The sequence below is a fragment of the Streptomyces sp. NBC_00249 genome (genome assembly GCF_026342355.1).
Lineage (GTDB): Bacteria > Actinomycetota > Actinomycetes > Streptomycetales > Streptomycetaceae > Streptomyces.
In genome coordinates this window covers 334,571-348,829 of the sequence record NZ_JAPEMV010000007.1, presented here as the reverse complement: position 1 = coordinate 348,829, position 14,259 = coordinate 334,571, and the positions used below count along the sequence as shown (strand labels likewise).

Genomic DNA, 14,259 nt, shown 5'->3' with positions numbered 1-14,259 from the left:
CCGGCGTGGGTAGGGGCTACTGCCCTGCTGCCTGGGGGGTCCGCTGGCCGAGCAGCACGGCGTCTCGGCCGTCCTCCTCCTGGAGCTGGACCTTGACGGTCTCCCGCAGGGAGGTGGGGAGGTTCTTGCCCACGTAGTCGGCGCGGATCGGGAGCTCGCGGTGGCCCCGGTCGACGAGGACCGCGAGCTGTACGGCGCGGGGGCGGCCGATGGCGCCGAGCGCGTCGAGGGCGGCGCGGATCGTACGGCCGGAGAAGAGCACGTCGTCGACGAGGACCACGAGACGGCCGTCGATGTCGTCGCCGGGGATCTCGGTGCGGCCGATGGCCCGGGCGGGCTTCAGGCGCAGGTCGTCGCGGTACATGGTGATGTCGAGGGAACCGACCGGGATCTTCGTGCCGGTGATCTCTTCGAGCTTGGCCGCCAGCCGGCGGGCGAGGTAGACACCGCGGGTGGGAATGCCGAGGAGCACCACGTCGTCGGCGCCCTTGGCGCGTTCGACGATCTCGTGGGCGATACGGGTCAGGACCCGGGCGATGTCCTGCGCCTCCAGTACGGGGCGCATCGCGTCGTCGCCACTCTCGGAGTGGGGGGCCTGGATTGAAGCCTGGCTGTCCATGGGAAGGACCTCCTTCTCCGCCTCACGGGACGGACCTTAAAGGACGTCTGATGTACGCCGTCCACGGTACCAGGGGGATCCGCCGGGGCTCGCACGGGGACCGGCCCGTGCCCCTCGTAAGTGGGGGTCGAAGACCATTCGGCTTGACGCATCCACGTAACGCTGCGTAACCTCACAGTGAGTTACCAGCCGCGCGGCGGAGCCGCACGTGGTCCATGTCGTCCATGTCGGCACAGCGTCTGTCGTCACAGCGTCCATGTCGTCACAGCGTCACAGCGTCCGGGAGCGTTATGTCCAGCGAATACGCCAAACAGCTCGGGGCCAAGCTCCGCGCCATCCGCACCCAGCAGGGCCTTTCCCTCCACGGTGTCGAGGAGAAGTCCCAGGGCCGTTGGAAGGCCGTTGTGGTCGGGTCCTACGAGCGCGGAGACCGCGCCGTGACCGTCCAGCGCCTCGCCGAGCTGGCGGACTTCTACGGGGTTCCGGTGCAGGAGCTGCTTCCGGGGACGACCCCCGGCGGAGCGGCCGAGCCGCCGCCGAAGCTGCGTCTGGACCTGGAGCGCCTGGCGGGCGTCCCCGCCGAGAAGGCCGGCCCGCTCCAGCGTTACGCGGCCACCATCCAGAGCCAGCGCGGCGACTACAACGGCAAGGTGCTGTCGATCCGCCAGGACGACCTGCGCACCCTGGCCGTGATCTACGACCAGTCCCCCTCGGTCCTGACCGAGCAGCTGATCAGCTGGGGCGTCCTGGACGCGGACGCGCGCCGCGCGGTGGCCCACGAGGACATCTAGTCCGGGCCAGGCCCAGCAGAAACGTTACCGGCGGGTGCCGGGTCCCTCACGGGGCCCGGCATCCGCCGTTTTCGCAGGCCGGCCTCCCCCGCAGGCACATACGGAAGGGCCCGCAGCGCGTGCGCTGCGGGCCCTTCCGTATGGCGCTGTACCGTCTTGCGCGCGTCAGCTCTCGCTGCGGCGCAGGTTCGGCTTGAGGTCCTTGAAGCGGCCGAGCAGGCCGTTCACGAACGACGGCGAGTCGTCCGTGGAGAACTCCTTGGCCAGCTGGACGGCCTCGTCGATCGCCACGGCGTCCGGGGTCTCGTCGACCCAGATCAGCTCGTAGGCACCCAGCCGCAGGATGTTCCGGTCGACGACCGGCATGCGGTCGAGCTCCCAGTCCACGGCGTAGGTGATGATCAGGTCGTCGATGCGGTGCACCTTGTCGGCGTACCCCTCGACGAGGTCCATCGTGAAGGCGCTGACCGGCGGCTGCCGGTCGTCGGACCGCGCGTGGCGGATCCAGTCCGCGAGGACCTCCCGCACGGGCACCCCGCGCTGGTCGGCCTCGAAGAGGATCTGGAAAGCGCGCTTGCGCGCGTTGCTCCGGGCAGCCACGGTTAGCTGTTCACCCGGCCGAGGTAGGCGCTGGTGCGGGTGTCGACCTTGACCTTCTCGCCGGTGGTGACGAAGAGCGGGACCTGGATCTCGTGGCCGGTCTCCAGCGTGGCGGGCTTGGTGCCGCCGGTGGAGCGGTCGCCCTGGACGCCCGGGTCGGTCTGCTCGATCGTCAGCTCGACGGCGGCCGGGAGCTCGACGTAGAGCACCTCGCCCTCGTGCTGGGCGACGGAGGCGGTGAAGCCCTCGATCAGGAAGTTGGCGGCGTCGCCGACGGCCTTCTTGTCGACCATCAGCTGGTCGTAGGTGCCCATGTCCATGAAGACGAAGTACTCGCCGTCCATGTACGAGAACTGCATGTCACGGCGGTCGATCGTGGCCGTCTCGACCTTCGTGCCGGCGTTGAAGGTCTTGTCGACGACCTTGCCGGAGAGCACGTGCTTGAGCTTGGTGCGCACGAAGGCCGGGCCCTTGCCGGGCTTGACGTGCTGGAACTCGACGACGGACCAGAGCTGGTCACCGTCGAGCTTGAGCACCATGCCGTTCTTGAGGTCGTTCGTGGAAGCCACGGTTGCGGAATCTCCTGCACTGGAAGACCACGGGTGCGCGCACAGCCCGGCGACGCGGGCTAGAGCGCGAGCAGCTCCTTGGTCGTAATGGTGAGTAGCTCGGGACCGCCGTCCGCCTCGGGGCGCACGACGAGCGTGTCATCGATCCGGACACCTCCCCGGCCGGGGAGGTGAACCCCCGGTTCGACGGTGACCGGCACGCAAGCGTCCAGTTTACCCATTGCCGTAGGTGCAAGCTGCGGGTCCTCGTCGATTTCGAGACCGACCCCGTGTCCCATCCACCCGGCGAGGGCCTCACCGTGCCCCGCGGAGTCCAGTACGGACCGTGCCGCGCGGTCCACGTCGCGGTACGCGGCGCCCGGCAGCAGGGATTCCCGGCCGGCCCGCTGGGCGGCGAAGACGAGGTCGTACAGCTCGATCTGCCAGTCCGCCGGAGTGGTGCCGATCACGAAGGTACGGCCGATCTCGCAGCGGTATCCCCGGTAGTTCGCACCCAGGCAGACGGAGAGGAAGTCGCCCTCCTCCACCCGCCGGTCCGAAGGACGGTGCCGGGAGCGGCCGGAGTGCGGGCCGGTGCCGACGGAGGTCGGGAAGGCCGGTCCGTCGGCCCCGTGGTCGACGAGGCGACGTTCGAGCTCCAGCGCGAGGTGGCGTTCGGTGCGCCCGACGAGGATCGACTCCAGCAGTTCGCCGAGGGCCTGGTCGGCGATCTCGGCGGCGATCCGCAGGCAGGCGATCTCCTCCTCGTCCTTGACGAGGCGCTGCTGTTCGACGGCCGTGCCGAGGTCGGCGAGCCGCAGCCGTGGCGCGACCGAGTGCAGGGCCCGGTGCCGGCCGACGGTGAGGTGGTGTTCCTCCACCGCGAGGGACTCGGCCCGTACGGAGGCGGCCAGGTCGGCGGCGGCCACCGCCGGGTCGGCGCCGGGGTTGGCCAGTACGGAGAGCCGCAGCCGCTCGTCGAGGCGGCCCTCCTCGGCCTCCCCGGTCGGCGCGCCCGCGCTGAACAGCACGTCCTCGGCGGGTCCGACCAGCAGGACGGCGCCCAGCGGGGACGCCCCGGCGAGGTAGCGGACGTTCGCCGGACGCGTGATCAGTGCGGCGGAGTTGCCCGCGGCGGCGCAGCGGTCGCGGAGCAGGCCCCTGCGGGCCGCGTACACGTCTGACATGTCTTCGAGCCTACGAGCGCCCCGCGCATCCGGCCCGGCGAGCGCGTCCGGACGTGGGGCGCCGCGGCACCGTCCGCCGCGGGCGGTCAGCCCCCCGGGGCCGTCAGCGCCCGCGCCAGGGCCTCGTCGAGGGCCCGGGCGGTGCCTTCCACGTCGAGGTGGGAGTTGTCGATGATCGGCAGGCCGGAGCCGTACCAGCCGGCCATCCGGCCGTGGATCCGGGCCACTTCCTCGTCGGACAGGCGCCGGTTGCCGGATCGGGCGGCGTTGCGGTCCAGGACGATCTCCAGCCCCGGTAGCAGCACGACGGGCAGCAGCCCGGGGCCCACGTGGCGCTTCCAGCCGCCGAGCCCGACGACGGGCCGGTCGGGGAAGACGGCGTCGTCGAGGATGCAGGAGATGCCGTTGGCCAGGAAGTTGCGTGCGGAGAAGCCGCAGGTGCGGCGGGCGAGGCGGTACTGGGCCTCGGAGTGTTCGTTCCATCCGGCCTGCGGGTCCGCGAAGCCGGAGCGCACCCACTCGCGGACGTCGTCGAGGCTGATGTGCGCGGTCGGCACCGGGCGGGTCGCCGCCCAGTGCCGGGCCACGGTGGTCTTGCCGGCGCCCGCGGGGCCGATGAGCAGGACCGCGAGCACGGCGGCCCCGGTGCCCGGCGCGGGCGGCAGGTGCGGCGCGGGGGCCACCGGGGGCAACGGGATGTGTCCCGTCGCCTCGGGCACCGGGGCCACCGGCCAGCCCTGCGCAGGGGGTATGGGCGGCTGCGGGGGTGCCGCCGGGTGCTGTCCCGGCGGACCCCAGCCCCCTACTCCGTGCTGCATCCGCGCCACTCCGTCTCGTTCAGGCGACTGATGCGAGAACGTTATCTCAGGAGGTGACTTCTTCCGCCAGCGCGCGCAGCGCCAGCCGGTAGGAGCCCAGTCCGAAGCCCGCCACGGTCCCGGTGGCCACGGCCGCGATGACCGAGGTGTGCCGGAACTCCTCGCGGGCGTACGGGTTGGAGATGTGCACCTCGATCAGCGGCGCGGTGCGCTGCGCCGCCGCGTCCCGCATGGCGTACGAGTAGTGCGTGAAGGCGCCCGGGTTGATGACGACCGGGACCTTCCCGTCCGCCGCCTCGTGCAGCCAGCGCACGAGCTCGCCCTCGTCGTTGGTCTCGCGGACCTCGACGTCGAAGCCGAGCTCCGCGCCCAGGGTGCGGCAGCTCTCGACGAGCCCGGCGTACGAGGTGGCCCCGTAGACGTCGGGTTCGCGGGAGCCGAGCCGGCCCAGGTTCGGGCCGTTCAGGACGAACACCCGCCGGCTCACGCCGCGACCTCGCCGAAGGCGGCGAACAGGACGGCCGGGTCCGGGCCCTCCAGGACGGTCGGCTTGGCGAGGCCGTCCAGGACGATGAAGCGCAGCAGGTCGCCGCGGGACTTCTTGTCGAGCTTCATCGTCTCCAGCAGCTTGGGCCACTGGTCGCCGCGGTAGGTCAGCGGCAGGCCGACGGAGGCGAGCACCGCCTTGTGCCGGTCGGCCGTCTCGTCGTCGAGGCGGCCCGCGAGGCGGCCCAGCTCGGCGGCGAAGACCATGCCGACGGACACGGCCGCCCCGTGGCGCCACTTGTAGCGCTCGTTCTTCTCGATGGCGTGCGCGAGGGTGTGGCCGTAGTTGAGGATCTCGCGCAGCCCCGACTCCTTGAGGTCGCTGGAGACCACGTCGGCCTTGACCTGGATGGAGCGGGTGATCAGCTCGGCCGTGTGCGGGCCGGCGGGCGTACGGGCCGCCTCCGGGTCCGCCTCGATCAGGTCGAGGATCGCCGGGTCGGAGATGAATCCGGCCTTGATGATCTCGGCCAGGCCGCTGACGTAGTCGTGGACCGGCAGCGAGTCCAGCGCCGCGAGGTCGCAGAGCACCCCGGCGGGCGGGTGGAAGGCGCCGACGAGGTTCTTGCCCTCGGCGGTGTTGATGCCGGTCTTGCCACCGACGGCCGCGTCCACCATCGCGAGGACGGTGGTCGGGACGGCGATCCAGCGCACCCCGCGCAGCCAGCTGGCCGCGACGAAGCCCGCGAGGTCGGTGGTGGCGCCGCCGCCCACGCCGACGATGACGTCGGTGCGGGTGAAGTTGGACTGGCCCAGCGCCTTCCAGCAGTAGGCGGCGACCTCGACGGTCTTGGCCTCCTCGGCGTTCGGCACCTGGATGGCGACGGCTTCGTAGCCCTGGGCCGCCAGGTCGTCCCGCAGTGCCTCACCGGTCGAGGCGAGCGCCTCGGGGTGGATCACGGCGACCCGCTGGGCCCTCGTACCGATGAGGCTGCCCAGCTCGCCGAGCAGCTGCCGGCCGACCAGCACGTCGTACGCGTCGTGTCCGGCGCTGGCGCCGACGTTGATCCGCGTCACCTGGTCTGTCATACGTCCTTCAACTCCAGAGCGTCGAGGACCGCCTGGGCGACCTCTTCGGGGGTGCGTGCGTCGGTGGCCACGACGACGCGCGCGACTTCGGTGTACAGATGGCGCCGGGCGTCCATCAGCTCGCGCCACTGGCGGCGCGGGTTGACGGCGAGCAGCGGGCGGGCGGCGCCGAGGCCGACGCGGCGCACGGCCTCCTCGACGTCCATCGAGAGGTAGACCACGGGCAGCCCGGTGAGCAGCGCGCGGGTGCCCTCCTCGAGGACGGCTCCGCCGCCGAGGGCGAGGACTCCCGTGTGCTCGGCGACGGCGGCCGCGACGGCCCGCCGTTCCAGCTCGCGGAAGTACGGCTCGCCCTCGTCGACGAACAGGTCGGAGATCTCCCGGCCCTGGGCCGCGACGATGTCCGCGTCGGTGTCCCGGTAGGGGACGCCGAGCCGCTGCGCGAGCAGGCCGCCCACCGTGGACTTGCCGGAGCCCATGGGCCCGACGAGGACGACCAGTGGGCCGCCGGTCACCGGATCTGCAGGTTGTCGAGGTACGACTGGACGTTGCGGCGGGTCTCGGGGACCGAGTCGCCGCCGAACTTCTCGACGACGGCGTCGGCGAGCACGAGCGCGACCATGGCCTCGGCGACGATGCCCGCGGCGGGCACGGCACAGACGTCGGAGCGCTGGTGGTGCGCGACCGTGGCCTCGCCGGTGGCGACGTCGACGGTCGCCAGCGCGCGCGGCACCGTGGCGATCGGCTTCATGGCGGCGCGTACGCGCAGCAGCTCGCCGGTGGTCAGGCCGCCCTCGGTTCCGCCGGAGCGGCCGGAGGTGCGCTTGAGGCCCTCGGGGGTGGAGACGATCTCGTCGTGGGCCTGGGAGCCGGGCACGCGGGCCAGCTCGAAGCCGTCGCCGACCTCGACGCCCTTGATGGCCTGGATGCCCATGAGCGCGGCCGCGAGGCGCGCGTCGAGGCGGCGGTCCCAGTGGACGTGCGAGCCGAGGCCGACGGGGACGCCGTAGGCCAGGACCTCGACGACGCCGCCGAGGGTGTCGCCGTCCTTGTGGGCCTGGTCGATCTCGGCGACCATCGCCTTCGACGCGTCGGCGTCGAGGCAGCGCACCGGGTCGGCGTCGAGCTTCTCGACGTCGGCGGGGGTCGGGTAGACGCCGTACGGGGCCTTGGCCGCGGCCAGCTCCACCACGTGCGACACGATCTCGATGCCGGCGGCCTCCTTGATGAAGGACCGGGCGACGGCGCCGAGGGCGACGCGGGCGGCCGTCTCGCGGGCGCTGGCGCGCTCCAGGATCGGGCGGGCCTCGGAGAAGCCGTACTTCTGCATGCCCGCGAGGTCGGCGTGACCGGGGCGGGGGCGGGTCAGCGGCGCGTTACGGCCGGTGTCCTTGAGCAGCGAGGGGTCGACCGGGTCGGCCGACATGACGGTCTCCCACTTGGGCCACTCGGTGTTGCCGATCATGACCGCGATCGGCGAGCCCTGGGACAGCCCGTGACGGACGCCGCCGAGGAAGGTGATCTCGTCCTGCTCGAACTTCATCCGGGCGCCGCGGCCGTAGCCGAGCCGGCGCCGGGCCAGGTGGTCGGCCACCAGCTCGGTGGTGACCGGGACGCCGGCGGGAAGGCCCTCCAGCGTCGCAACCAGTGCCGGTCCGTGCGACTCTCCTGCGGTCAGCCAACGCAACCTGCTCAACGATGCTCCTCATGCTCGCGCCTGGCACTGCGACGGCGCGACCGGGTGCGCTGCCCGGACCCGCCGTACCTGATCCTCCCATGTCCGGCCGGGTGTCGAGGTGCCCGGTCCAGCTATCGGACGGCGGATCCGTCAGGTACGGCGGCTGATCCGTCAGTGGCGGGCAGCGAGCGCCCGCTCACCGGCGGTCCGCATGGCGGCCAGCGGGCCCGGGGTGCGGCCGGTCATCTGCTCGACCTGGAGCACCGCCTGGTGCACCAGCAGGTCGAGGCCTCCGACCAGGGCGCCGCCGCGGCCGGACCAGGCGGCGGCGAGGGCGGTGGGCCACGGGTCGTAGAGGACGTCGAAGAGGGTGCCCGGGGCGGCGGGCACCGCCGCGGCGAGCTCGTCGGTGGCCCCGGCGGGGGTGGTGGCGATCACCAGCGGCGCGGTCAGGGCCTGGGCGGCGTCCGCCCAGTCGGCCGTCCGGACGGGGACGCCGAGCCGCTCGCCCCACCGGCTCATCTCGTCGGCGCGCTCGCGCGAGCGGACGTACGCGGTGACCTCGCCGGTGCAGATCCGCGCGAGGGCGGCGAGCGCCGAGGAGGCGGTGGCGCCCGCCCCGAGGATCGCGGCCGACGGCACCTTCTCGACGCCGCGCTCGTGCAGGGCGGCGACGATCCCGGGGATGTCGGTGTTGTCGCCGAGGCGCCGGCCGTCCTCGGTGAGGACGACCGTGTTGACCGCCTCGACCGAGGCGGCGGTGTCGCTGATGCCGTCCAGCAGCGGGATGACCGCCCGCTTGAGCGGCATCGTCAGGGACAGCCCGGCCCACTCGGGGCCGAGGTCCGCCACGAACCCGGGGAGCGCGGCCTCGTCGATCTCGAACCGGTCGTAGGACCAGTCGTCGAGGCCGAGCTCCCGGTAGGCGGCGCGGTGCAGCACCGGCGAGAGGGAGTGCTCGATGGGCGAACCCAGCACCGCGGCCCGTATCCGTGACATGTCCTGCTACCCGCCGTTCTTCTGCTTCTGCCGTTCCTGGAACTCGGCCACGAGCTTCAGGTGCTCGTCGTAGGTCTTGGTGAAGGTCGTCTTGTTGCCGTCGACCGACACGAAGAACATCCAGCCGCCGTGGTCCGGGCTGAGCGTAGCGGTCAGCGCGTCCAGGCCCGGGTTGCCGATCGGGCCGGGGGGCAGTCCCGCGATGTTGTGCGTGTTGTACGGGTGGACGAACGCCTGGGCTTCCCTGAGGTTGAAGTTGATCTCGCTCTGGTTCTTGGCGTAGTTGTACGTCGAGTCGAACTCGATCTTCCGGTTCGTGACGTCGTTGGTCTTCTTGAGGCGGTTGTAGACCACCTCCGACATCTTCCGGAAGTCGTCGTGGTTCTTGCCCTCGGCGTTGACGAGGCTGGCGACCGTGACCACCTGGAGCGGGTTCTCCAGGCCCAGTTCCTTGGCCTTGCCCTCGATGCCGAGCTCCGTGAACTTGTCGTTCGCGTGCTTGACCATCTGCTTGAGCAGGGACTCGGGCGTGCTGTCCTTCGACAGGTCGTAGCGCATCGGGTACAGGAACCCTTCCAGCGGGTCCTGGACCTTCGGGTTGTTCAGCGCCCAGGCCGGCAGGCCGAGGTTCTTGGCCTCGCGCGTCGCGATGTCGCGGGTGGTGCCCTCCGGCTTGCCGAGCTTCTTGTCGATGGCCTCGTACACCTTGGTGTTCCGCATGCCCTCGGGGATGGTGAGGACCTGCAGCTTCGAGGGGTCCGTCATGAACTCGACGGCGGCGGCGGCCGACATCCGCTTCCTCAGCGGGTAGACGCCGGGCTGGATCGACCCGCCCTTGGGGTTGGCCTTGGCGGCGTCCACGAAGGCCTGGGCGCTGGCGACCACGCCGGCTTCCTTGAGGATGCGGCCCATCTGGCCGGTGCCGGCGCCCTTGGGGATCTCGACCTCGACGGTCTCCTCCGTGCCGGTGCCCGCGAAGTCCTCGGCCGCGCCGAAGCGGTCCTTGAGGTACGTGTAGCCGTAGTACCCGCCGCCTCCGAGGACGCCGACGATGACGAGGGAGGCGATCAGGCAGGCCGCGCCGCTGCGCTGCTTCTTGCCCTTGCCGCCCTTGCCGCCCTTCGAGCGGCCCGCGCGGCGGCCGCGGCCGCCGGGCTCGTCGCCGTCGTCGGAGCCGCGCCCGCCGGCCGCGAGGAAGGAGTCCTCGGACTCCTCTTCCGCGTCGGCCTGTTCCGGTTCCGCTTCGGGTTCCGTTTCCAGGTGGCGCAGGCCGGGCGGCTGCGGCGGAGGGTAGGCCTCCGCCGTGGTGTAGAGGTCCGGGGCCTCGCCCGGGTAGGACCCGGCCGTCTGCTGCGCGTACGGGTCGGCGCCGGCCGCGTACGGGTCCGCCTGCACGGCGGTCGCGTACTGCTGGCCCTGGTGGCCCGTGTCCCAGCCCTGGCCCTGGCCCTGGCCCTGGCCTTCGTACATCGGCTGCTGGGGGTGGGGCTGGGCGTGCGGGTGCTGCGCGTACTGCTGGTGCTGCTGCTGCCCGTACTGCTGCTCGGCGTAGCCCTGCTGCTGCTCGGGGTACTGCTGGTACTGCTGTGCGGGGTACTGCTGTTGCTGCTGGTACTGCGGGTCGTGCTGCTGGTACTGCGGCTCCTGCGGGTACTGCTGCTGCTGGAGCGGGTCACCGCCGTAGGGCGCCTGGCCCTGCTGGGTCTGGGGCGCGGACCACCCCTGGTCCCCGTACAGGGGATCCGCAGGGTGCCACGGTTCGGAGCCACCGCCCCGGCCATACTCAGTCATCGGTCCCCTAGAGCCGCGAGACGAAGGCCACGGCTTCCGTCGGCCGCGACACCCGGTTCCGCCTCTTTAGTGGTGGGCGACGGCTGTTCGAATGCCGTCTCATCGCGCGGAACGTTACCGTATCGCGATCAGACAACCACTTCGACGCACTCACCGGGCGGATTACCTGATACCCGTTCGGTCTCCAGAGCGTTCTGGAGGATGACCACAGCGGCCGCCTGGTCGATGACCGAACGGCCCTTCTTGGCGTTCCTCCCGGAGGCCCGCAGGCCCTGGGCGGCGGTGACGGTGGTCATCCGCTCGTCCACCAGACGGACCGTCACCGGCTTGATCCCCTTGGCCAGTTCGTTCGCGAAGGCACGCACCTTCACCGCGGCCGGCCCCTCCCGCCCGCTGAGCGAGCGGGGAAGGCCGACCACGACTTCGAGGGGTTCGTACTCCTCGACGAGCTGCCGCAGCCGCCGGTGGGCGAAGGGGATGTCCCGGCCCGGGACGGTCTCCACCGGAGTGGCGAGCACCCCGTCGGGGTCGCAGGAGGCGACCCCGATCCGGGCGTCCCCGACGTCGATGGCCAGTCGGCGGCCGCGGCGCAGCGTCATCGTCAGACCGTCTCGACGACGAGGCGCTCGACCGCGGCGATGGCCTCCGGCACGGCGGCCGGGTTCTGACCGCCGCCCTGGGCCACGTCCGGCTTGCCGCCACCGCCGCCGCCGAGGGTCTTGGCGGCGGCGCGGACCAGGTCACCGGCCTTGAGGCCGCGCTCGCGGGCCGCCTCGTTGGTGGCGATGACGGTCAGCGGGCGGTCGTTCGCCGTGGTGAACAGGGCGACGACGGCCGGGCGGTCGCCCGCGCCTGTAATTTGCTGCAGCCGGCCGCGGACGTCGAGGACCAGCTTGCGCAGGTCGTCGGCGCCGGTGCCGTCCGGGACGGTGCCCACGACGAGGGCGACGCCACGGATGTCCTGGGCGCCGGCGGCGAGACCGGCGGCGGCCTGCAGGACCTTCTCCGCGCGGAACTTCTCGATCTCCTTCTCGGCGTCCTTCAGCTTGCCGAGCATGGAGGCGATCTTCTCCGGCAGCTCCTCGGGGCGGCCCTTGACCAGCTCCTGGAGCTGGGCGACGACCGTGTGCTCCTTGGCGAGGAAGTTGTACGCGTCCACGCCCACCAGGGCCTCGACGCGGCGCACGCCGGAACCGATGGAGGACTCGCCGAGCAGCTTCACCAGGCCCAGCTGGGAGGTGTTGCCGACGTGCGTGCCGCCGCACAGCTCCTTGGAGAAGTCGCCGATGGTCACGACGCGCACGCGCTCGCCGTACTTCTCGCCGAACTCGGCGATGGCGCCCTGCTTCTTGGCCTCGTCGATGCTCATGACCTCGGCGGTGACCTCGAGCTCGCGCGAGAGCACGTCGTTGATCTTCTGCTCGACGTCGGTGAGGACCGTGCCGGGAACGGCGTTCGGGGAGCCGAAGTCGAAGCGGAAGCGGCCGGGCGAGTTCTCGGAGCCGGCCTGGGCGGCCGTGGGGCCGAGGGCGTCGCGCAGCGCCTGGTGGGTCAGGTGCGTGGCCGAGTGGGCGCGGGCGATGGCCCGGCGGCGGTTGCCGTCGATGGCGGCGTACACGGAGGCGCCCACCGTCACCTCGCCGACCTGGACGGTGCCCTTGTGGACGGAGACGCCCGGGACCGGCTGCTGGACGTCGCGGACCTCGATGACGGCGCCCGTGTCGAGCTTGATGCGGCCCTGGTCGGCGAGCTGGCCGCCGCCCTCGGCGTAGAAGGGGGTGCGGTCGAGGACGACCTCGACCTCGTCGCCCTCGGAGGCGGCGGGCGCGGAGACGCCGTTGACCAGCAGGCCGACGATGGTGGACTCGCCCTGGTTGGAGGCGTAGCCGATGAACTCGGTGGTGCCGGAGCCGTCGGCGATCTCCCGGTAGGCGGACATGTCCGCGTGGCCGGTCTTCTTGGCCTTGGCATCGGCCTTGGCGCGGTCGCGCTGCTCCTGCATCAGGCGGCGGAAGCCGGGCTCGTCCACGGAGAGGCCCTGCTCGGCGGCCATCTCCAGGGTGAGGTCGATCGGGAAGCCCCAGGTGTCGTGGAGCAGGAACGCCTTGTCGCCGGAGAGGACCGTGCCGCCGGCGGCCTTGGTCTCGGAGACGGCGGTGTCGAGGATGTTCGTGCCGCCCTTGACGGCCTTGAGGAAGGCGGCCTCCTCGGCGAGCGCGACGGTCTCGATGCGCTTGCGGTCGGTGACGAGCTCCGGGTACTGCTGGCCCATCGTGTTGATCACGACGTCGACGAGCTCCTGGACGACCGGGCCCGTGGCGCCCATGAGGCGCATGTTGCGGATGGCGCGGCGCATGATGCGGCGCAGCACGTAGCCGCGGCCCTCGTTGCCGGGGGTGACGCCGTCGCCGATGAGCATGACGGAGGTGCGGATGTGGTCGGCGACCACGCGCATCGAGACGTCGGTGCCCTTCGCGGCGCCGTACTGCACGCCGGTCAGCTCGGTGGCCTTGTCCATGACCACGCGCAGGGTGTCGGTCTCGTACATGTTCTGCACGCCCTGCAGGATCATCGCGAGGCGTTCGAGGCCGAGGCCGGTGTCGATGTTCTTCGACGGCAGGTCACCGAGGATCGGGAAGTCTTCCTTCCCGTCGCCGACGCCGCGCTCGTACTGCATGAAGACCAGGTTCCAGATCTCCACGTAGCGCTCGTCGTTGACGGCGGGGCCGCCCTCGACGCCGAACTCGGGGCCGCGGTCGTAGTTGATCTCGGAGCAGGGGCCGCAGGGGCCCGGGACGCCCATGGACCAGAAGTTGTCCTTCTTGCCCAGGCGCTGGATCCGCTCGGCGGGGACGCCGATCTTCTCGCGCCAGATCGTCTCGGCCTCGTCGTCGTCGAGGTAGACGGTGATCCAGAGCTTCTCCGGCTCCAGGCCGTAGCCGCCGTCCGCCACGGAGCTGGTGAGCAGCTCCCAGGCGTACTTGATGGCGCCTTCCTTGAAGTAGTCGCCGAAGGAGAAGTTGCCGCACATCTGGAAGAACGTGCCGTGGCGGGTGGTCTTGCCGACCTCTTCGATGTCCGGGGTACGGACGCACTTCTGCACGCTGGTGGCGCGGGGCGCCGGGGGCTTGGTCTCACCGAGGAAGTACGGCTTGAAGGGGACCATGCCCGCGTTGACCAGCAGCAGAGTCGGGTCGTCCGCGATGAGCGACGCCGAAGGGACGACGGTGTGACCGCGCTCCTCGAAGAAGCTCAGCCAGCGGCGGCGGATTTCAGCCGACTCCATCAGTGGTCCTCATTCCGGTTGTACGTAACCGCCGAGCGGCTCGAACGATTGTTGGTCTGGTCTTTGTGGTGCTCGATGGCCCGCAGCCGCCGCGGCCCGGGGAGGGCGGTGACGTTGTCGGGCCGGTCGGGGTCCTGGTGGAGCCCCAGTGCGTCGTTGAGCTCGTCCTCGCGCTGGGTCATGCCCGCCTTGACGTCGAGGGCGAAGTCCTTGAGGCGGTGGCCCGCCTCGACGGCCTTGTCGGCCGCCTGGGCGGCGAGGCTCTCCGGCGTCAGCTTCTTCAGCTGACGGTTGACCTTGGTGGTGGCCCACACGCCGGCGGCGGCGCCTGCGGTGAACCAGAAGGCTCGGCGGAACATCGGAGGTC

At 71.5% G+C, this 14,259-nt stretch carries 15 protein-coding genes; 1 reads left to right on the top strand and 14 read right to left on the bottom strand.

What is annotated here, in order from left to right; translation table 11 throughout:
- Positions 1-16 precede the first annotated feature (16 nt).
- Positions 17-619 (bottom strand): bifunctional pyr operon transcriptional regulator/uracil phosphoribosyltransferase PyrR, encoded by a 603-nt coding sequence (gene pyrR, locus OOK31_RS28955; protein WP_267090314.1) that lies wholly within the window; start codon positions 617-619, stop codon positions 17-19.
- Positions 620-909: 290 nt separating this feature from the next.
- Between pyrR and bldD the strand changes: the two genes are divergently transcribed.
- Complete coding sequence (bldD, locus tag OOK31_RS28950; RefSeq protein WP_007263032.1) at positions 910-1,410, top strand: transcriptional regulator BldD; 501 nt, start codon at positions 910-912, stop codon at positions 1,408-1,410.
- 165 nt (positions 1,411-1,575) lie between these two features.
- On the opposite strand, the gene nusB is transcribed toward bldD, so the two are convergent.
- The 13 genes from nusB to OOK31_RS28885 all read right to left on the bottom strand — a co-directional run bounded on the left by nusB (position 1,576) and on the right by OOK31_RS28885 (position 14,251).
- Entirely contained in the window at positions 1,576-2,010 is a 435-nt protein-coding gene (nusB, locus tag OOK31_RS28945; protein WP_267090313.1) for a transcription antitermination factor NusB, read from the bottom strand.
- Between the two features lie 2 nt (positions 2,011-2,012).
- Positions 2,013-2,579 carry an elongation factor P gene (gene efp, locus OOK31_RS28940; protein ID WP_267090312.1) on the bottom strand — a complete coding sequence of 189 codons (567 nt, stop codon included), beginning with the start codon at positions 2,577-2,579 and terminating at the stop codon, positions 2,013-2,015.
- Positions 2,580-2,638: 59 nt separating this feature from the next.
- A complete protein-coding gene (locus OOK31_RS28935) occupies positions 2,639-3,745 on the bottom strand; it encodes an aminopeptidase P family protein (protein WP_267090311.1) in 1,107 nt (368 codons plus the stop codon).
- An 86-nt stretch (positions 3,746-3,831) separates the two neighbouring features.
- Positions 3,832-4,563 carry an AAA family ATPase gene (locus OOK31_RS28930; protein ID WP_267090310.1) on the bottom strand — a complete coding sequence of 244 codons (732 nt, stop codon included), beginning with the start codon at positions 4,561-4,563 and terminating at the stop codon, positions 3,832-3,834.
- Between the two features lie 46 nt (positions 4,564-4,609).
- Positions 4,610-5,050, bottom strand: a complete 441-nt coding sequence (gene aroQ, locus OOK31_RS28925; RefSeq protein ID WP_267090309.1) for a type II 3-dehydroquinate dehydratase — start codon at positions 5,048-5,050, stop codon at positions 4,610-4,612.
- Positions 5,047-6,138: a 3-dehydroquinate synthase gene (aroB, locus tag OOK31_RS28920; RefSeq protein WP_267090308.1), complete on the bottom strand. Its 1,092-nt coding sequence runs from the start codon at positions 6,136-6,138 to the stop codon at positions 5,047-5,049. Before aroB ends, aroQ begins: the two co-directional genes overlap by 4 nt.
- Positions 6,135-6,653: a shikimate kinase gene (locus OOK31_RS28915; RefSeq protein ID WP_267090307.1), complete on the bottom strand. Its 519-nt coding sequence runs from the start codon at positions 6,651-6,653 to the stop codon at positions 6,135-6,137. The genes aroB and OOK31_RS28915 overlap by 4 nt, the downstream gene beginning before the upstream one ends.
- Positions 6,650-7,834, bottom strand: coding sequence for a chorismate synthase (gene aroC / locus OOK31_RS28910; RefSeq protein WP_267090306.1), 1,185 nt, complete (start codon positions 7,832-7,834; stop codon positions 6,650-6,652). The genes OOK31_RS28915 and aroC overlap by 4 nt, the downstream gene beginning before the upstream one ends.
- A 153-nt stretch (positions 7,835-7,987) precedes the next feature.
- The gene (locus OOK31_RS28905; RefSeq protein WP_267090305.1) at positions 7,988-8,815 is read right to left on the bottom strand and encodes a shikimate dehydrogenase; all 828 of its coding nucleotides are present in this window, start codon (positions 8,813-8,815) and stop codon (positions 7,988-7,990) included.
- A 6-nt stretch (positions 8,816-8,821) separates the two neighbouring features.
- The gene (gene mltG / locus OOK31_RS28900; RefSeq protein WP_267090304.1) at positions 8,822-10,606 is read right to left on the bottom strand and encodes an endolytic transglycosylase MltG; all 1,785 of its coding nucleotides are present in this window, start codon (positions 10,604-10,606) and stop codon (positions 8,822-8,824) included.
- Positions 10,607-10,734: 128 nt separating this feature from the next.
- Positions 10,735-11,205 (bottom strand): Holliday junction resolvase RuvX, encoded by a 471-nt coding sequence (ruvX, locus tag OOK31_RS28895; RefSeq protein ID WP_215018880.1) that lies wholly within the window; start codon positions 11,203-11,205, stop codon positions 10,735-10,737.
- 2 nt (positions 11,206-11,207) lie between these two features.
- Positions 11,208-13,892: an alanine--tRNA ligase gene (gene alaS / locus OOK31_RS28890; protein WP_267090303.1), complete on the bottom strand. Its 2,685-nt coding sequence runs from the start codon at positions 13,890-13,892 to the stop codon at positions 11,208-11,210.
- Complete coding sequence (locus OOK31_RS28885) at positions 13,892-14,251, bottom strand: DUF6167 family protein (protein WP_267090302.1); 360 nt, start codon at positions 14,249-14,251, stop codon at positions 13,892-13,894. Before OOK31_RS28885 ends, alaS begins: the two co-directional genes overlap by 1 nt.
- Between the last annotated feature and the right edge of the window lie 8 nt (positions 14,252-14,259).

Excerpts from the sequence above, each read along its gene's own strand:
- pyrR (WP_267090314.1), bottom strand. The coding sequence starts at position 619 with ATGGACAGCCAGGCTTCAATCCAGGCCCCCCACTCCGAGAGTGGCGAC.
- bldD (WP_007263032.1), top strand. The coding sequence starts at position 910 with ATGTCCAGCGAATACGCCAAACAGCTCGGGGCCAAGCTCCGCGCCATC.
- OOK31_RS28935 (WP_267090311.1), bottom strand. The coding sequence starts at position 3,745 with ATGTCAGACGTGTACGCGGCCCGCAGGGGCCTGCTCCGCGACCGCTGC.
- OOK31_RS28930 (WP_267090310.1), bottom strand. The coding sequence starts at position 4,563 with ATGCAGCACGGAGTAGGGGGCTGGGGTCCGCCGGGACAGCACCCGGCG.
- aroB (WP_267090308.1), bottom strand. The coding sequence starts at position 6,138 with ATGACAGACCAGGTGACGCGGATCAACGTCGGCGCCAGCGCCGGACAC.
- OOK31_RS28905 (WP_267090305.1), bottom strand. The coding sequence starts at position 8,815 with ATGTCACGGATACGGGCCGCGGTGCTGGGTTCGCCCATCGAGCACTCC.
- mltG (WP_267090304.1), bottom strand. The coding sequence starts at position 10,606 with ATGACTGAGTATGGCCGGGGCGGTGGCTCCGAACCGTGGCACCCTGCG.
- ruvX (WP_215018880.1), bottom strand. The coding sequence starts at position 11,205 with ATGACGCTGCGCCGCGGCCGCCGACTGGCCATCGACGTCGGGGACGCC.
- alaS (WP_267090303.1), bottom strand. The coding sequence starts at position 13,892 with ATGGAGTCGGCTGAAATCCGCCGCCGCTGGCTGAGCTTCTTCGAGGAG.
- OOK31_RS28885 (WP_267090302.1), bottom strand. The coding sequence starts at position 14,251 with ATGTTCCGCCGAGCCTTCTGGTTCACCGCAGGCGCCGCCGCCGGCGTG.